We start from the raw sequence: 21595 nt of genomic DNA, 5'->3' as shown, positions 1-21595 counted from the left end.
TAAATCATGGTTGATTATCAAGGTAAAAAAATTGTTATTATCGGATTAGGTATTACAGGATTATCCTGCGTTGACTATTTTCTTGCTCAAAATGTTATACCGAAAGTAATTGATACTCGTACCTCTCCTTCTGGATTAGAACAATTAGATGAGCGTGTTAGGTATCATTTAGGTAATTTAAATACTGATTGGTTGTTTGAGGCTGACTTGATTATTGCCAGTCCTGGTATTGCTTTATCTACACCTGAATTACAAAAAGCCGCAAAACACGGAATTGAGATTATTGGCGATGTTGAACTTTTTTGCCGTGAAGTCAATCAACAAAAAAATAAAAAAGTTATTGCTATTACCGGGGCAAATGGTAAAACGACTGTCACAACTTTGGTTGGTGATATTGTAAAAGCCGCGGATATAAAAGTTGGTGTGGGTGGCAATATTGGTGAACCCGCTTTATCATTATTGCAACAAAACTGTGATGTTTATGTTCTTGAACTATCAAGTTTTCAATTAGAAACAACATCAAGTTTACAAGCTTCAGTGGCAACGATTTTGAATATTTCTGAAGACCATATGGATCGTTATCCACTAGGATTGATGCAATATACTGAAGCGAAACAACGAATTTATCATAATGCAAAATGTTGTGTTATTAACTATGATGATAAATTGACTAAACCGTCTGGTAAACAACACCATTGTGTCTCATTTGGATTAAATAGTGGAGACTATCATTTAGATGAGAAGTATGAACATTTAATTGCAAAAAATCAGCCTGTTTTATCAACTAAATCAATGAAACTAATCGGCTGTCATAATTATCTGAATGCATTAGCAGCCTTAGCTATTGCTGATAATTTACAGATCCCACGTGATTCAAGCTTACAAACAATTTCTAATTTTCAAGGTTTACCACATCGTTTTGAATTAGTCTTTGATTGCAATAATGTCAAATGGATTAATGATTCTAAAGCCACTAATGTAGGTAGTACCGAAGCGGCATTGAAAAGTGTTATATGTAATGGAAAACTATTTTTATTGTTAGGTGGCGATGGTAAATCAGCAGACTTTACCCCTTTGATTCCTTATTTAAAAAGTAGGAATATCGAAATTTTCTGTTTTGGCCGAGATCGAGATTTGCTAGCAAATTTAGCTCCTGAAATCACAACTGTTACGCGAACTATGTCCGAAGCCATGCAGTGTATAGCTAAAAAAATAGTCGCAAATGATGTTGTATTACTCTCACCGGCTTGTGCAAGTTTAGACCAATTTAAAAATTATATTGAGCGTGGAAATCTATTTGCAAAACTTGCCAAACAGTACGGTTCAAGGAGTGATGAATGACATTATTTTGGATAAAAAAACAAGTGAATCCAAATATTCCATTTGATAACCAATTACTTTGGACTGTAATTGGTTTAATGGTATTTGGTTTAATTATGGTGACATCTTCATCAATGGCGTTTAATGAGAGTGATCCATTCTTCTATACGCAACGAGAGTTGATTCAAATTGGAATGTCGCTCTTTTTAATGTGTATAACGTTATATATTCCGATGCAACGTTGGCAACAATTTGGATCAGTTTTATTAATTCTTTCAATTGTTATGTTGATAGTTGTTTTAGGGATTGGCTCTTCAATTAACGGTGCGTCTCGTTGGATCCCATTAGGTGTTTTTAATTTTCAGCCAGCTGAACTTTCTAAATTATCGTTATTTTTATTTTTAGCTGGTTATTTAGCCCGTAAGTCAGAAGAAGTCCAAAGCGGCTTTTGGGGTTTTTTTAAACCTATGGTTGTTATGGCGGTTTTGTCAATTTTGTTACTCAAACAACCTGATTTAGGTACTGTAATTGTATTATTCATGGTAACAATAGGCATCTTGTTTATTGCTGGCGCTCAATTATGGCAATTTATTGCGATTTTACTAACTGGAGTTGGTGCTGTAGTTTGCCTTATTTTATATGAGTCTTATCGTTTAACACGTTTAATGACATTCCTTGATCCGTGGCAAGATGCAACTGGTGCTGGTTATCAGCTAGTTGCATCGTTAATGGCAATTGGTAATGGTGGTATTACTGGACAAGGCATTGGTAATTCTATTTTTAAATTACGTTATTTACCTGAATGTCATACCGATTTTATTTTCTCAATTATTTCAGAAGAGTATGGATATATTGGTGTTGCTGCATTATTGTTATTACTCTTCTTTTTAACCTTTAAAGCATTAGCAATTGGCTATCGAGCTTTGAATGAAGGTTCCCAATTTTCAGGCTATTTGGCTTGTGAAATTGGTATTTGGTTTGGATTTCAAACTTTTGTTAATGTTGGTGTCACCTCCGGTATGTTACCGACAAAAGGTTTAACCTTACCATTTATTAGTTATGGAGGCTCAAGCCTTATTGTGATGAGTATTGCGGTTGCAATATTACTGAGAATAGATTTTGAGTTTAGGCAACAACAAACTCAAGCAAGAATAAGGTCGATAAAATAATGAAAAAATTATTAGTCATGGCAGGTGGAACAGGTGGCCATGTATTTCCAGGTATTGCCGTTGCTCATTATTTAATGAAGCAAGGTTGGCAAGTAAGGTGGCTAGGGACTGCTGATCGTATGGAAGCACATTTAGTGCCAGAAAATGGTATTGATATTGATTTTATTCAAATATCAGGCTTGCGAGGAAAAGGTAAAATGGCCTTATTAAAGGCGCCTTACAAAATATTAAAAGCGGTTTTGCAAGCAAGAAAGATCTTAAAAAATTATCGTCCGGATGTCGTTTTAGGTATGGGAGGATATGTTTCCGGACCGGGAGGAATTGCGGCTAAATCTCTAGGCATTCCGGTTGTATTACATGAACAAAATGGTATAGCAGGTTTAACTAACAAATCCTTAGCTAAAATTGCGACCAGAGTTTTACAAGCTTTTCCAACAGCATTTCCTAATGCAGAAGTTGTTGGAAATCCTGTTCGTAGTGATTTATTAACAATTGAAGAACCACGCGAAAGATTTAAAGATCGACAAGGCTCAATTAGAGTTTTGATTATGGGCGGAAGTCAAGGAGCTAAGGTCATTAATGATGTTGTACCTCAAGTAATTACAAGATTATCTGATAAGTATGTTGTTTGGCATCAAACAGGAAAAGGTATGTTAGATGAAGTACTTAAATCATATCAGCATTGTGATATGACAAATAATCGTGTGACAGAATTTATAACAGATGTAAAAGAAGCTTATGATTGGGCTGATATCGTAATTTGCCGTAGTGGAGCATTAACTGTAAGTGAGATTGAAGTTGTTGGTATTGGAGCTATTTTTGTACCATTTATGCATAAAGATCGCCAACAATTTTGGAATGCGAAATCTTTAGCCGATATTGGTGCGGCAAAGATAATTGAACAACCAGATTTCAATGTTGATTCTCTATTTACGTTACTTAAACATTTGAGTCGTGAAGATATAGTTGAAATGGCTATTAAAGCAAAAAGTTTATCAATTATAAATTCGACGGAAAGAGTAGCCGAAACGCTTATTTCGGTGGTAAAATAGTGAATTTTATATATAATTTTAAGTAATTGTCTTGTTGATGTGTTTAATATTTAATCTTAATTTATTTGATAAATGATTGTCCAATAAATTTTTAAATACCAAATACTAAACAAGAAGTAACTAACTAGTTAGGGGTTTAAGTGTGAATACTAAGGAATTAGCTGAATTAAGAGCAATCATTCCAGAAATGAAACGAGTCAAACATATCCATTTTGTTGGTATTGGTGGCGCGGGCATGGGCGGTATTGCTGAAGTTCTTGCTAATGAAGGATATCAAATTAGCGGTTCAGATATTACTGAAAATCCTGTAACTCAGCATTTAGAAACATTAGGCGCTAAAATTGTCATTGGTCATGCTGCTGAAAACGTCCTGAGTGCTAGTGTTGTGGTTATCTCTTCGGCGATTTCTCAGGATAATATAGAAGTTATTGCAGCTAGAGAGGCTCGGATACCAGTGATTCAAAGAGCTGAAATGTTAGCTGAGTTAATGCGTTTTCGATATGGTATTGCTATCGCTGGTACCCATGGTAAAACAACCACTACAGCAATGGTTACTTCTATATATGCAGAAGCTAAACTTGATCCAACTTTTGTTAATGGTGGATTAGTAAAAGCGGCAGGAACACATGCTAGACTAGGTAGTAGCCGTTATTTTATTGCTGAAGCGGATGAAAGTGATGCTTCATTTCTACATTTACAGCCTATGGTCTCTATAGTTACTAATGTCGAACCTGACCATATGGATACCTATCAAGGAAGTGTAGAAAATCTTAAGCAAACCTTTATCTCTTTTTTACGCAATCTTCCTTTTTATGGTTTAGCCGTAATGTGTTATGACGATCCGATTAATCGCGAGTTATTACCAGTGGTTGGTCGTAAAATTATCACCTATGGATTTAGCGAAGAAGCCGATGTAGTAATTAAAAATTATCGCCAAGAAAGAGGTGTTAGCTATTATACCGTTTGCCGTCCAGATAGAGATGATTTACACATTGAATTGAATGCTCCAGGCAAACATAATGCTTTAAATTCTGCGGCAGCGATTATTGCGGCAACAGAGGATGGAATTGATGATGATTCAATTGTACGTGCGCTGGCTAAATTTGCCGGTACTAGTCGACGTTTTGATCTATTAGGTATTTTTTCTTACGGAAATGATAAAGATATAATGATGGTTGATGATTATGGACATCACCCTAGCGAAGTTAATGCTACAATTCAAGCGGCTAGAAATGGCTGGCCAGATCGGCGTTTAGTTATGTTGTTTCAACCGCACAGATATACACGAACTAGGGATCTATTTGATGATTTTGCCCAAGTACTTTCTCAAGTTGATGCATTAGTGATGTTAGATGTTTATTCTGCCGGAGAACAACCTATTGCTGGTGCTGATAGTCGTTCACTTTGTCGTTCAATTCGTAATCGAGGGAAAGTGGATCCAATTTATGTTTCAGATTTAGATCTTGTACCGGAAATTATGAAAGAAATATTACAAGGTGGAGATTTGTTATTAACACAAGGCGCAGGTAGTGTTGGTCGGATTGCCCGTCAATTAGCTGGCAGCCAATTATTTTCAAAAGGGGTTTTATAATAATGGTTGATAAAGTTGCTGTATTGTATGGAGGAACCTCTGCTGAACGTGAAGTATCACTAAAATCAGGACAAGCTGTTCTAGCAGGATTAAAAGCAAATGGTATTGATGCTCATCTTGTTGATACAAAAGAGTATTGTATAACTAATTTAAAACAAGATGGTTTTTCAAAAGCATTTGTTATTTTGCATGGACGAGGTGGTGAAGATGGTATTACCCAAGCTATTTTAACTTATCAAAATATTCCTTATACCGGAAGTGATGTTTTATCCTCAGCATTAACTATGGATAAGTTAAAAACCAAACTAGTGTGGAAATCACTTGGTTTACCTGTTGCTGATTATGTAATGGTTGATAAATCACAATCAATTGATGTTGATAATATAATTAAACAACTTGGCTTACCATTGTTTGTTAAACCTAGCCATGAAGGTTCAAGTGTCGGTATGTCAAGAGTTAATCAAGCAGATGAATTAAAAGCAGCTGTTGATATTGCCTTTAAATATGATAATACTGTAATGATCGAATCATTTTTAGCTGGTCCAGAGTTTACTGTAGCTATTGTTGGTGATGATGTTTTACCTGCAATTTACATTAAACCCGCTACCAATTTTTATGATTATGATGCAAAGTATTTGTCAGATAAAACCCAATATTTTTGTCCAAGTGGATTAAGTGATGCTAAAGAACAAGAAATTCGTAAATTGGCATTAGACGCTTATAAAGCCGTAGGATGTAGAGGCTGGGGACGAGTCGATATTATGTTTGATGAAAATGAAAAGCCATATTTGCTTGAGGTAAATACTGCTCCAGGCATGACAGATCATAGCTTGGTTCCAATGGCGGCAAAAGAATATGGCTGGTCATTTAGTGATTTGGTTAAACGTATTTTACAATTAGCAACCATTTAATTGGCTTTATTTTTATGAAAAAAGTCCGACAAGCAGCGCATAAACATCAAAACCAGAATAGAAGAAAGTTGCTTGTTTTTCGCAATACAGAACAAATGCTAGGTTTTTTGTTCTTACTTGTAATAGTTGTTATTTGTGGATGGGCTGTCAATTGTATTAAAGATTGGATGGAAGATCCTGATCAGATGGTATTATCACAATTGACCTTAAGTGGTGATTATACTTATACGACAGAAGATGATCTTAGACAAGCAATTCTGGGATTAGGTTTACCAAATACTTATATTGGCCAAGATGTTGATGATATTCAGCAAGAAATTATGCGATATCCTTGGGTAAAACAAGCAAGTGTTCGTAAACAGTGGCCCGACAGGTTGATTGTATACATTGAAGAATATAAACCTGCGTTTTACTGGAATGATTTATATTTACTTGATAAAAATGGTAGTACTTTTAGTGTGCCATTGGATCGTTTGAAAGATTTATCATTGCCGAGACTTTATAGTCCTGAAGGTAAAGCCAAGTCAATGTTAGAAACTTATTTTAGATTAGAGGATATCTCTAAAAAATGGGCTAATAATAAATCTACTTTGACAATTCAGGCAGCAATATCGGATGAACGTAATGCATGGCAATTAATGGTAAAGCAATGTAAAGTTGATTTATGTTCTGAAAATGAGGAAATAAAATTGATATTAGGTAGTGAAAAAATAGAACAACGTTATCAACAATTTATCAAATTATTTCCAGAAATTCAGTCAAGAATACCCGATGGTGAAAAAATAACGGCTGCTGATTTACGTTATGAAAATGGTATTTCAGTGCAACGAGAAAAAATCTCTCAATAAGGAATAAACAAAGGCTGAAGTATGAAAGCAACAGAGAAAAAATTGGTTGTTGGACTTGAAGTTGGCACCTCGAAAGTTCTTGCCCTCGTTGGTGAAGTTCTTCCTGATGGTATTGTCAACATTATTGGTGTTGGACATTGTCCATCAAAAGGCGTTGATAAAGGTGGTGTGAACGATCTTGAATCAGTGGTTAAATCAATCCAACGGGCCGTTGATCAAGCTGAATTAATGGCTGATTGCCAAATATCTTCTGTTTATTTAAGTCTGTCAGGTAAACATATCCGTTGTCAGAATGAAATTGGAATGGTGCCGATTGCAGATGAAGAAGTGACAGCAGAAGATGTTGAAAATGTTGTTCATACCGCTAAATCTGTGCGTATTTTAGATGAACACAGAATTTTACATGTTATTGCCCAAGAGTACTCTATTGATTTACAAGAAGGTATTAAAAACCCAATTGGATTATCTGGTGTAAGAATGAAAGCGAAAGTTCATTTGGTCACCTGCCATAATGATATGGCAAGAAATATAGTTAAAGCAGTAGAACGTTGTGGATTAAAAGTTGATCAGCTTATTTTCTCTGGTTTAGCATCGAGTTATGCCGTATTAACTGATGATGAAAAAGAGTTAGGTGTTTGCGTCATAGATATAGGTGGCGGAACAATGGATGTCTCAGTTTATACTGGTGGAGCATTACGTCATTCTGTAGTTATTCCTTATGCTGGTAATGTTGTTACCAGTGATATTGCTTACGCATTTGGTGCACCACCAATGGATGCAGAAAATATTAAAATTCGTTATGGATGTGCTGTTGGTTCACTAGTAGGTAAAGATGAAGTTATTGATGTTCCAAGTGTGGGTGGACGTCCGTCTCGTTCATTACAGCGACAAACATTAGCTGATGTCATTGAGCCTCGTTATTCAGAGCTTTTATCACTAGTCCAAAAAGAGCTATTAGTATTACAAGACGAGCTTAAAAGACAGAATGTTAAATATCAATTGGCAGCAGGGATTGTGTTAACAGGCGGTGCTGCTCAAATTAAAGGTATGGTTGAATGTGCTGAAAAAGTTTTTCAAAATCAAGTGCGTATTGGCCAACCTTTAAATATTTCAGGATTAACTGATTATGTACAAAAACCATATTGTTCAACAACTGTAGGGTTATTGCATTATGGTAAACAAAGTTTATTACATGATGATGCTAAAGACAGCAATAAATCATCATTAAAAGGGATAGCTAAACGTTTGACCGGTTGGTTCAAAAAAGAATTTTAGCTAATATATTTAATAACTTCGTAGACATTGTAGCTGGTTATCTGTACAATGTTCTTAGATCGTAAATTTGGAGATAAGTTATGTTTGAGCCTATGGTTGCGGATGATGAGCCAGCAGCTGTCATTAAAGTTATTGGTGTCGGTGGCGGCGGCGGTAATGCTGTTGAGCATATGATTGCTGAACATATTGAAGGCGTTGAGTTTTTTGCAGCAAATACTGATGCACAAGCATTAAAAAGAATAAAAGTTGGTCAAACTATCCAAATCGGAAATAATGTTACCAAAGGACTTGGTGCTGGCGCTAATCCAGAAGTTGGCAGAAACTCAGCAGAAGAGGATCGTGATGTTATTCGTAGTGCGATTGAAGGTGCCGATATGGTCTTCATTGCAGCCGGTATGGGTGGCGGAACGGGTACTGGTGCTGCACCAGTTGTTGCTGAAATTGCTAAAGAATTAGGTATTTTAACTGTTGCTGTAGTTACAAAACCTTTTGGATTTGAAGGTAAAAAACGCATGGCTTTTGCTGAGCAAGGTATTGCTGAGTTAGCTAAACATGTTGATTCTCTTATTACAATTCCAAATGATAAATTATTAAAAGTTTTAGGTCGTGGCGTTAAATTATTAGATGCATTTGCTGCAGCAAATGGCGTATTAAAAGGCGCAGTGCAAGGTATCGCCGAACTAATTACTAAACCTGGTCACATCAACGTTGACTTTGCTGACGTTAGAACTGTCATGTCAGAGATGGGCTATGCGATGATGGGTTCTGGTCGTGCAACTGGTGATAATCGAGCTGAAGAAGCAGCTGAAATGGCTATTTCAAGTCCTTTACTTGAAGATATTGATTTATCAGGTGCTCGTGGTGTATTAGTTAATGTTACCGCAGGCCTTGACCTTGGTCTTGAAGAGTTCGAAACAGTAGGTAGCACCGTAAGAGCATTTGCTTCTGATAATGCTACTGTTGTTGTGGGTACAACTTTTGACCCAGATATGTCAGATGAGATTAGAGTGACTGTGGTTGCTACAGGTATTGGAATGGATAAACGTCCAGAAGTTAAAATAACTAAACCAGCTGCTCATCACGGCTCATTGTTTGGTCAAACTAGTCATTTGCCTTTACAACAAGAAGAAGCATCAATATCTAAGGTTGTAAACGAACCTGATGTATCTCCTATTGAGGAGCGTAAAATTTTAGATATTCCTGCATTTATTCGTAAGCAGGCTAATTAGTATTGAACTTATTTGATTTATTATTGTCTAATGCAATAGTAACAAATAAAAAAAAGTAGGTGCGAAGTGAAACAAAGAACATTAAAAAAGACAATTCAAGCAACTGGTGTCGGTTTACATACTGGTAAAAAAGTTACTTTGACATTACGTCCTGCACCGGAAAATACAGGTGTTATTTATCGTCGTACAGATTTAAATCCGTATGTTGATTTCCCTGTGGATGCAAAATCAGTGCGAGATACAATGCTTTGTACCTGTTTGGTTAATGAAGATAATGTTCGTATTTCAACTGTCGAACATATTAATTCAGCATTAGCTGGACTTGGTATCGATAATATTATTATTGAAGTAAATGCTCCGGAAATTCCAATTATGGATGGTAGTGCAAGTCCGTTTATCTATTTATTACTAGATGCTGGAATTGCTGAACAAAATGCATTGAAAAAGTTTTTACGAGTAAAAGAAACTGTTCGTGTTGAAAATGGTGATAAATGGGCCGAAGTGCGACCATATAGTGGTTTCCGTTTAGATTTTACTATTGATTTTCGTCATCCGGCTATTGATAGTAGTTCGCAACGTTACCAACTGGACTTTTCTTCTGAATCTTTTATTCGCCAAATTAGTCGTGCAAGAACTTTTGGCTTTATGCGAGATATCGAAGCTTTACAATCTAAAGGCTTATGTTTAGGTGGTAGTTTAGATTGTGCGATTGTTGTTGACGATTATAAAGTTCTTAATGATGACGGTCTCCGTTTCGAAGACGAATTTGTACGTCATAAAATGCTAGATACCATTGGTGACTTATATATGAGTGGCCACAATATGATTGGTGAAGTTGTTTGCTATAAATCAGGTCATGCATTGAATAATCAATTATTGCAAGCTTTATTGGCGAAACAAGATGCTTGGGAATATGTGACATTTACTGAAGAGCAAAGTGTTCCTGTTGCTTTAGGTACTAGACAACTTGTTCTAGCATAAATCCTTAAACGAGAATAATTGCTTTATTAACGCTTCCGAATTGGAAGCGTTTTTTATTTTTATAATTATGAGATATTAACATGAATAATAGCCATTTTTTTGCTCATTTATCACGTTTGAAATTAATTAATCGCTGGCCTTTAATGCGTAATGTGAGAACAGAAAATGTATCTGAGCATAGTCTACAAGTTGCTTTTGTTGCACATGCTTTAGCAATCATTAAGAATAAAAGATTTAATGGCAATGTTAATCCTGAGCGAATCGCATTATTAGCGATGTACCATGATGCATCAGAAGTATTGACGGGTGACTTACCGACACCAACTAAATATTATAATCCGCAAATCACATCTGAATATAAAAAAATTGAAAAAATAGCTCAAAATAAACTCATTAATATGTTGCCTAAAGAGTTGCAAGACGATTTTAGATCATTAATTGATGATGATTATTATGATGAGTCTGAAAAGAGTATCGTAAAACAAGCAGATGCTTTGTGTGCATACCTTAAAACCATTGAAGAACTTAGCGCTGGTAATAATGAATTCAAGTTAGCTGAGCAACGTCTGAAAAAAACATTATCTGAACGCAATAGTCCTGAAATGGATTACTTTTTAGATATATTTGTACCAAGTTTTAGTTTATCTTTAGATGAAATCACTATGGATAAATAGCTTTATCTATTTTTTAATAGCTAATTTATTACATAGTAAGACAAAAAATTAAAGTGTATCTTATCTATTTTTGATAAACATAACGCTTTACTGGACGACCAATTGGTAAGTAAGTCAAATGACTTTCTATCTCTCCCAGTTCTTCTAAGTAATCAAGATATTTCTTAACTGATATTCTAGATAGTGAAATTAATTCAACAATATCACTCATTGAAAAATCTTGTTGATAATTAGCGATCACCTCTCGTACTGATTGTAATGTTTGTGAATCGATACCTTTAGGTAACCTAGTTGAGGAATTAACGTGTTTGGTAAAAATCCGATCATCTAATTGATCTTGATTTAGTATTTCTGATGATGATAACAATCGAACTCGTTCTTGATAGGAGATTAAGGCTGTACGAAATCGTTGAAAAGTAAAGGGTTTAACTATGTAATCAATGACTCCTAAACGTAATGCTGTCTGAATGTCGTTGGTATTACATGCTGCTGTTACCATTATGATATCTATTTTGGGATAACTAATGCGAATGTATTTTAATAGTTCAAGACCATTTAATTTTGGCATAAATACATCAAGTAGTAACAGGTCAATATGGTTATCATGAATAAAATGTAGTGCTTGTTCTCCATTACTAACAACAGATGCCAAATTGAAACCAGGTAACATTTGTAAATATTTTTTATTTAATTGAGCCACCATTGGATCATCTTCAACGATTAAAACTTCTACCATTTGCTTATTTATTCCTATATATCTCTTTTAGTGGTAATAGTACCTTAAAACAAGTCCCTTTTTTATTATTAAGATCACATAATTGTATATGCCCATCTAATTCATCAATACTAGCCAATACTAAATAGAGTCCAAAGCCACGGTTATCACCTTTAGTCGAATAGCCTTTTTGAAAAATATATTGAATATCTTTTTCTGAAATACCTTCTCCGTTGTCATTAATTTCTATTTCAAAATTAGAGTTATCTATGACCAAACTTACTTTTATTTGTTTATCATCTAAAAACTGTACAGCATCCAACCCATTATCAATTAAATTACCAAGTATTGTGACTAAACTATGAATAACAGAAGTGTCTGTTATGGGGGCTAAAACACCATCAATATTGAACTCTAACGTAACATTTAATTCCCGTGCTCGACTAAACTTACTATTTAAAAAACCGGCAATAATGGGATCTTTTATATATTGACTAACAAGTTGAGATTCAGCCTGTTGATTGCCAATAATTTGTTCAAGGTAATCCATTAATTCTTGTTTATTATCATTGAAAGCTAAACCAAAAATAACATGTAATTTATTATTGAATTCATGTGATTGTGAACGTAAGGCGTCAGCATATCGATTTACCCCTGTTAAATTCTCCGCCAATTTACGAACCTCTGTCATATCTCTAAATGAGGCAATGGCTCCGACTAAAGCATCATTAACAAATAAAGGTGTTCGATTGGTGAGTATTACCACTCCATTGATATTTTGTTCACAATCATATTCAGCATTACCACTTATCATCACTTCATGTAGACGAGTATTAGGAATGAAATTGTTAATAGGTAAGCCAATAATATTTTCTTTATCATCATCTATACGCAAAATTCTAATCGCTTCATCATTAATTTGGGTTATTAAACCGTTGCGATTGATAACGACAATCCCTTCTTTTACTGTTCTAATAATTGCATTTCGTTCTGCAAATAACTGAGCCATTTGAATTGGTTCAAGACCATACAGGATCTTCTTTATATTATGGGATAACAAGTAGGCTAAAATAATGGCGATAGTTAACGAGGCAAATAAGGATAACCAAATCGGTTGGCTTGTTCTCGATGCTAAATGATTAATTTTCTGCAACGTCTGACCAACTAAAACGGCACCTATTTGTTGATGTTTTTCATTCATGATCGGTTTAAATGCTCGAACAGAATCCCCTAACGTACCCTTTGCGATTGAAGTATAAGACTCACCATTTAACGCTCGTTGTTCATCTCCTCCTACTATAGTTTGGCCTATTTTATTTTTATCTGGATGTGAGTATCTAACACCTTGCATATTGAATATAACAATAAAATCGGTTTGAGTAAGTGTCCTAGCTTGTTCTGTGGTTGCCTGAATGGTGGTGATATTTTGTAAAGTAGGATTTTGTATTTCATCAATGATAGTCTGAGAAGTTGAGATAATACTGGCAATATTTTCTACACGTTGTCGAGAATTAATAAGATATTCGTTATTGACTACATGAATAATATAAATGTTTTGTGCAATAACTGAGAGTATAAAAACCAAACAAATTAAGCTTATTAGCTTAACTTTCAATGGTAATTTGTTAAATAGGTATCTCATTATCATTTAATATATAAAAAATAAACGTCTAACTATATTAACTGATTAACAGGCAAAACCTACTAATAAATTTATTAGTAGGTTTTTTAGTTAATCTAATTTATTTTCAAGTTATCATTACAGTTTTGCTGCATTTTTGACGCTCTCAGCAACAACTTTCGCTACATTGGGTTCGAAAGCATTAGGTAATATGCAATCTACTGAAAGTTTTTCTGGTGTAATGATATTAGCTAATCCTTTGGCTGCGGCTAGTTGCATGGCTAATGTAATATTTTTTGCTCTAGCATCTAAGGCTCCTCTAAATATGCCAGGGAATGCTAACACATTATTGATTTGATTTGGGTAATCACTACGCCCAGTTCCAACAATATAAGCACCTGCAGCTTTGGCCTCATCAGGGAATATTTCTGGTGTAGGGTTTGCCATAGCAAAAATAATCGATTTTTCGGCCATTGTTTTAACCCATTCAGGTTTCAGTACTCCCGGCGCAGATACACCAATGAATACATCAGCACCTTTAACTGCATCTTCTAATGTACCTTTTTGTTTAGTTTTATTGGTTCTTTTCGCCATAGCTAAATGATGAGGCGGTAACGAAGTATCATCTTCAGATAATATGCCAATTTTATCAACAATTTTAAGATCGGAGACGCCAGCAGCTAATAACATATCGGCGATTGCTAAACCAGCTGCTCCTCCGCCATTAATCACAACTTTAGCTGATTCTATCGATTTGCCAGCAACTTTTAAGGCATTATATAGTGCTGCTAATACCACAATTGCTGTGCCATGTTGATCATCATGGAAAACAGGTATATCCAATATTTCTTGTAATCTTTTTTCAATTTCAAAACATCTTGGTGCACTAATATCTTCTAGATTTATTCCACCAAATGAAGGAGCCAATGCAGCAATATGTTTAACTAACTCATCTGGATCTTGTGTATTAATTGATAGTGGTATTGCATCAACATTAGCAAATTGTTTGAATAAAATTGCTTTTCCTTCCATTACTGGAATAGCTGCTTCTGGTCCAATATTTCCTAAACCTAATACAGCAGAACCATCTGTAATAACAGCTACTAAATTACGTTTACTCGTATATTCGTAAACTGATTCAGGATTTTTAGCTATTTCAGTACACACTGCGGCAACCCCAGGTGTATAAGCAACACTAAGATCTGCCATTGAATTAACAGGCACTTTAGAATGAGTTTCAAATTTACCATGCATTTGCTTACTGATTGCTAATGCTTTTTCTTGTACTGTTGTCATAATATTTACCTTTTTAAATATATTAAATCTATGTTAGATATTTTGTAAGATTAAATTAACGTAATAATTTGTCTAAAATTTTTTATAAATTAAATAATTAACTCTATATTTTATATGAATTTACATATGTAAATAACGCATTAGTGCTGTAGTACATATCACCATTAAAGCTCCTCCTAATCTGGTTGCGACCTGAGCAAAAGGCATTAAGTTCATTCTATTTGCTGTGGAAAGTATGGCGACATCACCAGTCCCGCCCATACCGCTTTGGCAAGATGAAATAATAGATGCTTCAACAGGATACATTTTTAAGAAGAAGCTGCAGACAAATCCTGTCATTGAAACAGTAAAAACAATAGCGATAATGGTAATGAAATACGGGATAGTTAATACATTAACTACACTGGCTAAATCGATATAAAGTAGACCTAATCCAGCCATTAATGGGAAAGTGAAATTGCCCGAAATAAATTTGTACCATTGTTGGCTACCGCGTTCTACACTTTCTGGTAATAAACGGAAGTATTTAACTACTGCAGTAGCAATAATCATTAAAACAGGACCAGGGAAATGAATCATTTTTTCTAAAATCATTCCAAAAATGAATAAAGTGGCTAAAATCATTACTGCACCACTCATTGAACGAGCATCAAGTGGCGTTTTATCATCTTTTAATGCTTCAGCTAATCCATCAAATTCAATTTTTACCAATTGACCATGACCACTTAAATGAGGTTTAACTTCACCAATTCTGCTCATAATGGCTGTAAAGGTAATTGCAAAAAAGTTACCAACTACTGTAGCTGGAATTAATGCACTAACAAAACTATCATAATCTTGATTTAGGATATTGCTATAAGCATTAGAAAGTTGTAAAACACCTTCACCAATTCCTCCAGCCATTACTGGTGAAACGGTATAGAAAAAGGCGTGTTCCCAAGTATCACCAAAAGCTACAGCGACAGTTACACCAACTAGTGCAGCTAAACACATTCCTAATAACATCGGGATCATCATGCGAATAAAGCCTTGAACTAAAATGACTCTATGCATACCAAGAATACTACCACATACTAAACTGGCGATATAAAAGAGTAAAAAGTTAGATTCTTTCATTAACATTTTTGTCGCCGATAGGGTATTTTCGTCAAATACACCATAGTAAACTAATAATGAAGGAACGATTAATGACAGAATAGCAGGGGCCCCAAACTTTTTGAAAAATGGAATATTTTGTCCGACAGTTCCCAAAAACCAACCTAAAGGTAATATCACGGCAAAACCACCAATTAATGTTCTTGGTAGCATGTCCAGTTGGGCGGCAATAATAACTATAATGGAACAAACTAAAAATATAGGAAGGGGGAGTGAACCTATATATATCTTATTTTCTTTTATATCTTGAAGTATGCTCATAACTAAACCTCTTTATGTTTTTTATAGTACATAAGCAGTATAGTTAGGTAGATATAAATCAGAAGAATAAGAAAGTTATCTAACTAATTTTGTAATTAATGTAAGTATGTTACTAACATAATTATTGATTTATAAAGACATTTATATTTAAACCATTTTTAAAATAATAAAATTAGTAGTGACTAATTTATTAGGATGCTATTATATTCATTAAGCTAATGAAATCAACCAATCCTTAATTTTTGCCCCTTTTAGGTATATCAAAACTTGTTCCTTAATTTTTTATATAACCATTTTTTGCTAAACAGTGTTGTCTTTGGTGACTAATCAAAAGATGAATATGATTAAAAAAGGTAATATTGATATGTGTAATTAGATCAATGAAAGAGCGGTAAATATTACCGCTTTTTTATAAAGTAATAATCAAATTAGTTATTTTTGTTTAGCATAAGGACCATATAAAATCCCGTTACTTTTTACAGGATTTGGTGTAAATAAACGAGCTGTTGCGACGCTTGATATTGCTACACTACGATCCCTAACAGTATCACTTATTTGAGTGATAGCAGCAGAAATTAACATACCTAATAAACTATTATTTGATTGTTGGTTTTCAAGACTAGAAGCCGTAGCATTGCCTGTCCAAATAACCTTTCCAGTTCGAGCATCGAGTAGTTTTGCTTCTAATGTTACACGTGTATCACTTTGGATCAGTTGATAATTAGTTCCATAGTTTCTCACATCAATATATAAAACTGCATCAGGATTAAAGGTCTGCTGTAATTTAGATAAACTAACTGCTTGAATATCATTAGCTACCGTTAAGCCATTTTGTTTAAATACTTCATCAGTAAACATAACAGGAAAAACATAATAACCAGCTTCAGCTAAAGGTAAGGTTACTTGAGATAAAACCCCATAACTCGCATTGATTTCATTTGAGTGATTGACTGGTAGTAAAACTAAAATTGAAGCAGGTTTACTTTCTTTGAATGCTGTATAGTCATAACTTTCTTTATTTACTGTACATCCTGCCAACATAAAGAGCCCCAGAAATGTTCCGAGTAGAGCAATAAATTTATTATTCATTGATTATTTCCCTTGATATTTTCTTTCAATAAAATCAATAAAGTGTTTTGATTCAGGGAAAAGAGTTTTTTCCTTTTCAAATTGTTCAAAAGCTTTATTTGTATCACCAGATGTTGCATATAACAAACCTAAATGAGCATATAATCCTGGTGGTACAGATTTATTAGTTGATTTAGCTCTTTCTATAGTTTTTTCTAAATCTTGAATCTGCTCAGTGTAGCTTCTTTTATCTGATTGAGTATAGTTATAAAGTACTTCTTGATAGTCACCCCAGTAATAAATAGTATTAGATGATTGACAACCATTTAATACAAATAATATTCCTGCGAACAATAAATATACAAAGTATTGTTTTTTTAACATTGTTAAGATCCTTATATCATTAACGTTCATTTTATTTGGTATTAGGTTTCCAGTCGCCGTTATCTAAACCTCTGACTAAATTATTAATTGCTTCTCTAATAGCCAAATCTAATACTTTGCCATTTAAAGTAGAGTCATAACTTGCTTTACCACCAAATCCAACTACTTCACGATTAGATAAGCTATATTCACCGGATCCTTGTACTGAATAAGCTACTTGAGATGTTCTGATATCAATTATGTTCAAACTTACTTTTGCATAAGCAATTTGTTCTTTACCTTTGCCAAGGATTCCCCATAGTTGATGATCACCGACTTCTTTTCGACCAAACTCTGTTACATCACCAGAAATGATGTAATTTGCACCGATCACGTTTTGCTTTTGTTTTCTATATTTAGCTTCAGTTGCTAATTCTTGCATGTTAGTTCTATCTAGAACATTAAAACGATTGGTTTGTTGTAAATGACTGATAAGCAATGTCTTTGATTGATTGCCCAATTTATCTACACCATCAGAAAAGATACCATTTTGATAACTTGAACGATTTTCAAATTTACCTACAGCAATATTGGTTTTAACACCATTATAATTTGAATGATAGCTATTTACAGTTGGTGATTCGATTGTTCTCGAAGATTCTTTAGCACAGCCAAATAGTAGACCACTAACAATTATAACTCCTAACAACTTATTGATTTCCATCATTATTCCTTATGTTTTTATTATAGCACTACTGCATAATTGAATTTTATGAGAATTAAATAATATATTATTAATAATTGTTATCAATAACTATTTTACAATTATTGTTTTATTTAATGATTTATATTTTCAATTAGCTTTTTTTATTATTCCACAGTATTAGTAATGATAAATAATTTATAGTCAAAGATAGTTATTTAAGGAAAGAAAATATATATAAAAATAATATATGTTGGTTAAAAAACCCCTTTCCTCAAAAATTTTTTAAGGAAGGAGTGAGGATTAGCGTAATAAGCAAGCTTGAATTTTATCGACTTCTTTATTAAGTGCATCAATAACTAAATCTGGATGTGATCTTTCTAGCGTTTTTACATTTTGAAATCCATCATTAGCGATCGATCCGGTATGTTGTTGAGCTTGTTTGATGTTACTAAATAAATAATGAATATTTTTAGCATTACGAGTAGTTGTTAAGGTATAACTGATAAAGTACTTAGATTGTGATTGATAATCGGTAACCGCATTGGCAACAATATTATTACCTTCAACTAATTTGATGGTATCACCACCATTGATGGTAATGGCTTGTTGCGTAGGCATATTATAGTATGGCCACCATGCTGACCCCAAATAGTTGTCGCTATTTAAAACTACAGGACTGTTATCAAGTTCTTGGGCAATACAAACAGATAATGAAGAATGAAGAACAGTAATAGGACGAGAAGTACTATATTTATTTATTATATCAACACCGTCAGCATTTTGGGCAATTTCTACTCCTTGAGCTTGATAGATTGATTGCATCTTTTGAGAAGCACAGCCAGTTAGTAACATTACTAAAACAGTAAAACCAATTAACTTTCTCATATCTCATCCTAGCTTGATTAACTTGTTTAATTCTAGCTGGTTATACAAGGATTTACTAGTATTTAAAAGATGAAAATATAAATATTTTTTAGTATTAAAAATTAGTCAGTAATTTGTTTTATATAAAATTAAAATAATAATAATTTTGGCGAGAAATTGAGAGAAATTAGTTTTTCTCTCAATTTTATTATTAGTCTTTTTTACCACGAATTTTTCGTGATAATCGTTTAAAACCATGAGTGAATTTTTTTATTGCCATTGCCATAACTGGTACTTTAATTTTAATACCAAAACGTTCACGCAACTCAATAGCATCATTAGCTTTGGTAAGCCAAATAAAACCAGAGTTAGTTAAATCGATCGCTTTGATTGTTCCTTCCGGTGTTAAAATAAAATTTCCTCCATGAATGTCATTGGAAACTAAATTATAACTATGTAATTTCTCAATGCAGTTTTTTATTTGTTCACCATAGGTTGCCATTTCTTCCCATTTTAATGATCGGCCTTCAATAAAATTAAAAATCATATAATGGCGTTTAGTCACTTTATCAAATGCGACTAGATAAAGTTCATAAGCTATATCACATTTGTCCAATGATATTTTTGCTAGCTTATGAATTAAATTGAAATAAAAGTCACCAGTGAGTTTGGCTATAATACGGCGTTCTAAACGATGTTCAACACCACCATCAATTTTAAAAATGAATTTAGTTTTCTCATGATTGATCAAATAAGTATATCGCTCAATTCTATCACTTGGATCGAGTAATTCATGATGGCCTTCTTCAGCCAGAAATTGGTCAAAAAGGTCTAAATAATTGATTTCATCATTTTGCACATAGGCAAACTTTATATTGCCGCGTTCAATTTCAATAATTTTTGCAAAGTTATTCAAATTTTGTAGTCCTAAGCGAGATAAAAAATTAAGCTATCTTAAACATTATCCCACTTAAAGTAAATCAATCACTGACAGTTATTAATACATACTTCGAAGTTAAATAAGCAGAATATTAAATAGTTTTAAAGCCTTTCAACTAAACTAATATAAGCAAATTTTAGTAAAGTGAGTAACCTAGTTAGTTTAATAGAAAAAATAGATTTAACTATTTATAAAAATTAACTTAATGATATGATCTGTTTATTATTAACAGCGACTATTTTTTATGCAAACCAAAGCTGCTGTGTGGTTTTTATATATCATAAGAACCGCAAAACAATCTTTATATACTGGTATCACTACTGATGTTACTCGAAGATTACATCAACACCAAATGGGTAAAGGGGCAAAACATCTAAAAGGACACAAGGATCTTGTTATTGTCTATCAACTAAGTGTTGGCGATAGATCAACTGCGTTGAAAGTAGAATATCGTATTAAACAGTTAACCAAAATTCAAAAAGAAAAGTTAGTTTCTATCTCTCCAAATCTCAATGAGTTATTTATTTTTCTGAATATGAAAACTATTTAATATTATTTGTTGTCTACATAATTGATAATAACTGTAATGGCGTAGCTTTAATTGCTTCAATTTGTTGGTTAAATTGTTTTAATTGTTGTTGCCAAAAATCAATATCGGTTAACCAAGGGAAAGCACGAGGAAACGCTGGATCTTGCCAGCGTTCGATAATCCATGCCAAATGATGGACTATTCGCATCGCCCGTAACGGTTCAATTAATATTAATTGATCATGATTAAATGGGAAAAATTCTTCATAAAGTTCAATAAAACTTGATAATTGAATTCTCTGCCGTTGTTGATCACCATTGAGTAGCATCCAGATATCTTGTATTGCAGGGCCATTTCTAGCATCATCAAAATCAACAATAATAGCTTTATCATGCCATAAAATATTTCCCGGATGACAATCGGCATGTAATCGAATTGGTTGCCAATCGTTATGCCAATATTGTTCAACAGTTTTAATTAAATTGCGGAGGATGATTTTAAGATCTGTTTGGATTTTATTCGGGACGATTGCGTTAGATAACAAAATTTCTTGAGGTTGATAAAGATATTCTTGCAAACCTATGGTTGGACGGTGTTCAAAAGGTTGTTTTGCGCCAATTTGATGAATTCGACCGAGCATAGTTGCGACGGAATCAAATTGCTCTAAATTATCGATTTCATATTGTCGTGCGCCAACGCTTGGAAATAAAGTAAAAAGATAACCTTGATATTCATGCACGGTATTATTATTAATTGTTGTTGGTGCAATGGCTGGAATATCGGCTTGGACTAATTGCTGAGTAAATTGATGTTCTTCAATAATTTGTAATTTATCCCAGCGATGAGGACGATAATATTTAACGACATAACGAGTGCTATTTTCATCAGAAAATTGATATACACGATTTTCATAGCTATTTAAAGCCGTAAGGCCTGAATCAACGTAGATACCTATGGCGGCTAAGCTATCAAGAATCAGTTCCGGCGTTAATGTTTGGAAAGAAAATGCACTGTTATTCATAATGTT

General features: G+C 33.7%; 21 protein-coding genes. 11 read left to right on the top strand and 10 right to left on the bottom strand.

Annotation, left to right across the window (positions count from 1 at the left end; translation table 11 throughout):
- Window positions 1–6: 6 nt before the first annotated feature.
- From murD to yfbR, 10 genes are all read left to right on the top strand, one after another.
- Window positions 7–1341, top strand: a complete 1335-nt coding sequence (gene murD, locus H3T54_RS03440; RefSeq protein WP_198220929.1) for a UDP-N-acetylmuramoyl-L-alanine--D-glutamate ligase — start codon at window positions 7–9, stop codon at window positions 1339–1341.
- Window positions 1338–2489 carry a cell division protein FtsW gene (gene ftsW, locus H3T54_RS03435; protein ID WP_198220927.1) on the top strand — a complete coding sequence of 384 codons (1152 nt, stop codon included), beginning with the start codon at window positions 1338–1340 and terminating at the stop codon, window positions 2487–2489. The genes murD and ftsW overlap by 4 nt, the downstream gene beginning before the upstream one ends.
- Window positions 2489–3541, top strand: a complete 1053-nt coding sequence (gene murG, locus H3T54_RS03430) for an undecaprenyldiphospho-muramoylpentapeptide beta-N-acetylglucosaminyltransferase (protein WP_198220925.1) — start codon at window positions 2489–2491, stop codon at window positions 3539–3541. Before ftsW ends, murG begins: the two co-directional genes overlap by 1 nt.
- A gap of 142 nt (window positions 3542–3683) precedes the next feature.
- On the top strand, window positions 3684–5132 hold the full coding sequence (murC, locus tag H3T54_RS03425; protein ID WP_198220923.1) for a UDP-N-acetylmuramate--L-alanine ligase: 1449 nt from the start codon (window positions 3684–3686) through the stop codon (window positions 5130–5132).
- A 2-nt stretch (window positions 5133–5134) separates the two neighbouring features.
- Window positions 5135–6043, top strand: a complete 909-nt coding sequence (locus H3T54_RS03420; RefSeq protein WP_198220921.1) for a D-alanine--D-alanine ligase — start codon at window positions 5135–5137, stop codon at window positions 6041–6043.
- A gap of 14 nt (window positions 6044–6057) precedes the next feature.
- On the top strand, window positions 6058–6891 hold the full coding sequence (locus H3T54_RS03415; protein ID WP_198220918.1) for an FtsQ-type POTRA domain-containing protein: 834 nt from the start codon (window positions 6058–6060) through the stop codon (window positions 6889–6891).
- A 21-nt stretch (window positions 6892–6912) separates the two neighbouring features.
- On the top strand, window positions 6913–8166 hold the full coding sequence (gene ftsA, locus H3T54_RS03410) for a cell division protein FtsA (protein WP_110447194.1): 1254 nt from the start codon (window positions 6913–6915) through the stop codon (window positions 8164–8166).
- Window positions 8167–8246: 80 nt separating this feature from the next.
- A complete protein-coding gene (ftsZ, locus tag H3T54_RS03405; RefSeq protein WP_110447195.1) occupies window positions 8247–9395 on the top strand; it encodes a cell division protein FtsZ in 1149 nt (382 codons plus the stop codon).
- Window positions 9396–9461: 66 nt separating this feature from the next.
- Entirely contained in the window at window positions 9462–10376 is a 915-nt protein-coding gene (lpxC, locus tag H3T54_RS03400) for a UDP-3-O-acyl-N-acetylglucosamine deacetylase (protein WP_086363868.1), read from the top strand.
- Window positions 10377–10456: 80 nt separating this feature from the next.
- Window positions 10457–11050, top strand: coding sequence for a 5'-deoxynucleotidase (yfbR, locus tag H3T54_RS03395; RefSeq protein ID WP_198200841.1), 594 nt, complete (start codon window positions 10457–10459; stop codon window positions 11048–11050).
- Window positions 11051–11114: 64 nt separating this feature from the next.
- On the opposite strand, the gene H3T54_RS03390 is transcribed toward yfbR, so the two are convergent.
- The 9 genes from H3T54_RS03390 to H3T54_RS03350 all read right to left on the bottom strand — a co-directional run bounded on the left by H3T54_RS03390 (window position 11115) and on the right by H3T54_RS03350 (window position 20015).
- Window positions 11115–11786: a response regulator gene (locus H3T54_RS03390; RefSeq protein ID WP_110447197.1), complete on the bottom strand. Its 672-nt coding sequence runs from the start codon at window positions 11784–11786 to the stop codon at window positions 11115–11117.
- 4 nt (window positions 11787–11790) lie between these two features.
- Window positions 11791–13407: a DcuS/MalK family sensor histidine kinase gene (gene dcuS, locus H3T54_RS03385; protein WP_255520616.1), complete on the bottom strand. Its 1617-nt coding sequence runs from the start codon at window positions 13405–13407 to the stop codon at window positions 11791–11793.
- A gap of 117 nt (window positions 13408–13524) precedes the next feature.
- Entirely contained in the window at window positions 13525–14682 is a 1158-nt protein-coding gene (locus H3T54_RS03380; protein WP_110447199.1) for an NADP-dependent malic enzyme, read from the bottom strand.
- Between the two features lie 120 nt (window positions 14683–14802).
- Window positions 14803–16098 (bottom strand): 2-hydroxycarboxylate transporter family protein, encoded by a 1296-nt coding sequence (locus H3T54_RS03375; RefSeq protein WP_198220914.1) that lies wholly within the window; start codon window positions 16096–16098, stop codon window positions 14803–14805.
- Between the two features lie 432 nt (window positions 16099–16530).
- On the bottom strand, window positions 16531–17187 hold the full coding sequence (locus H3T54_RS03370; protein WP_198220912.1) for a DUF799 domain-containing protein: 657 nt from the start codon (window positions 17185–17187) through the stop codon (window positions 16531–16533).
- A 3-nt stretch (window positions 17188–17190) separates the two neighbouring features.
- On the bottom strand, window positions 17191–17550 hold the full coding sequence (locus H3T54_RS03365) for a DUF4810 domain-containing protein (RefSeq protein WP_198200831.1): 360 nt from the start codon (window positions 17548–17550) through the stop codon (window positions 17191–17193).
- A 31-nt stretch (window positions 17551–17581) separates the two neighbouring features.
- A complete protein-coding gene (locus H3T54_RS03360) occupies window positions 17582–18253 on the bottom strand; it encodes a CsgG/HfaB family protein (protein ID WP_232350105.1) in 672 nt (223 codons plus the stop codon).
- Window positions 18254–18535: 282 nt separating this feature from the next.
- Window positions 18536–19120: a hypothetical protein gene (locus H3T54_RS03355; protein ID WP_198200827.1), complete on the bottom strand. Its 585-nt coding sequence runs from the start codon at window positions 19118–19120 to the stop codon at window positions 18536–18538.
- A 190-nt stretch (window positions 19121–19310) separates the two neighbouring features.
- Window positions 19311–20015, bottom strand: a complete 705-nt coding sequence (locus H3T54_RS03350; RefSeq protein WP_198200825.1) for a lipopolysaccharide core heptose(II) kinase RfaY — start codon at window positions 20013–20015, stop codon at window positions 19311–19313.
- 268 nt (window positions 20016–20283) lie between these two features.
- On the opposite strand from H3T54_RS03350, the gene H3T54_RS03345 reads away from it, so the two are divergent.
- On the top strand, window positions 20284–20589 hold the full coding sequence (locus H3T54_RS03345; RefSeq protein ID WP_110447203.1) for a GIY-YIG nuclease family protein: 306 nt from the start codon (window positions 20284–20286) through the stop codon (window positions 20587–20589).
- Between the two features lie 13 nt (window positions 20590–20602).
- On the opposite strand, the gene H3T54_RS03340 is transcribed toward H3T54_RS03345, so the two are convergent.
- Window positions 20603–21589, bottom strand: coding sequence for a serine/threonine protein kinase (locus H3T54_RS03340; RefSeq protein WP_198220910.1), 987 nt, complete (start codon window positions 21587–21589; stop codon window positions 20603–20605).
- Window positions 21590–21595 lie beyond the last annotated feature (6 nt).

The sequence above is a fragment of the Gilliamella sp. B14384G10 genome (assembly GCF_016101685.1).
In the GTDB taxonomy this organism is placed as follows: Bacteria; Pseudomonadota; Gammaproteobacteria; order Enterobacterales; family Orbaceae; genus Gilliamella; species Gilliamella apis_A.
The sequence above is the reverse complement of the archived record's forward strand: the minus strand, read 5'-3'. Positions and strand labels throughout refer to the sequence as shown.

Coding starts and splice junctions, on each gene's coding strand:
- H3T54_RS03390 (WP_110447197.1), bottom strand. CDS start 11,786: ATGGTAGAAGTTTTAATCGTTGAAGATGATCCAATGGTGGCTCAATTA.
- H3T54_RS03415 (WP_198220918.1), top strand. CDS start 6,058: ATGAAAAAAGTCCGACAAGCAGCGCATAAACATCAAAACCAGAATAGA.
- dcuS (WP_255520616.1), bottom strand. CDS start 13,407: ATGAGATACCTATTTAACAAATTACCATTGAAAGTTAAGCTAATAAGC.
- murG (WP_198220925.1), top strand. CDS start 2,489: ATGAAAAAATTATTAGTCATGGCAGGTGGAACAGGTGGCCATGTATTT.
- H3T54_RS03370 (WP_198220912.1), bottom strand. CDS start 17,187: ATGAATAATAAATTTATTGCTCTACTCGGAACATTTCTGGGGCTCTTT.
- ftsW (WP_198220927.1), top strand. CDS start 1,338: ATGACATTATTTTGGATAAAAAAACAAGTGAATCCAAATATTCCATTT.
- H3T54_RS03420 (WP_198220921.1), top strand. CDS start 5,135: ATGGTTGATAAAGTTGCTGTATTGTATGGAGGAACCTCTGCTGAACGT.
- H3T54_RS03375 (WP_198220914.1), bottom strand. CDS start 16,098: ATGAGCATACTTCAAGATATAAAAGAAAATAAGATATATATAGGTTCA.
- H3T54_RS03355 (WP_198200827.1), bottom strand. CDS start 19,120: ATGAGAAAGTTAATTGGTTTTACTGTTTTAGTAATGTTACTAACTGGC.
- yfbR (WP_198200841.1), top strand. CDS start 10,457: ATGAATAATAGCCATTTTTTTGCTCATTTATCACGTTTGAAATTAATT.
- H3T54_RS03340 (WP_198220910.1), bottom strand. CDS start 21,589: ATGAATAACAGTGCATTTTCTTTCCAAACATTAACGCCGGAACTGATT.
- murD (WP_198220929.1), top strand. CDS start 7: ATGGTTGATTATCAAGGTAAAAAAATTGTTATTATCGGATTAGGTATT.
- H3T54_RS03360 (WP_232350105.1), bottom strand. CDS start 18,253: ATGGAAATCAATAAGTTGTTAGGAGTTATAATTGTTAGTGGTCTACTA.
- H3T54_RS03380 (WP_110447199.1), bottom strand. CDS start 14,682: ATGACAACAGTACAAGAAAAAGCATTAGCAATCAGTAAGCAAATGCAT.
- H3T54_RS03345 (WP_110447203.1), top strand. CDS start 20,284: ATGCAAACCAAAGCTGCTGTGTGGTTTTTATATATCATAAGAACCGCA.
- ftsA (WP_110447194.1), top strand. CDS start 6,913: ATGAAAGCAACAGAGAAAAAATTGGTTGTTGGACTTGAAGTTGGCACC.
- H3T54_RS03365 (WP_198200831.1), bottom strand. CDS start 17,550: ATGTTAAAAAAACAATACTTTGTATATTTATTGTTCGCAGGAATATTA.
- ftsZ (WP_110447195.1), top strand. CDS start 8,247: ATGTTTGAGCCTATGGTTGCGGATGATGAGCCAGCAGCTGTCATTAAA.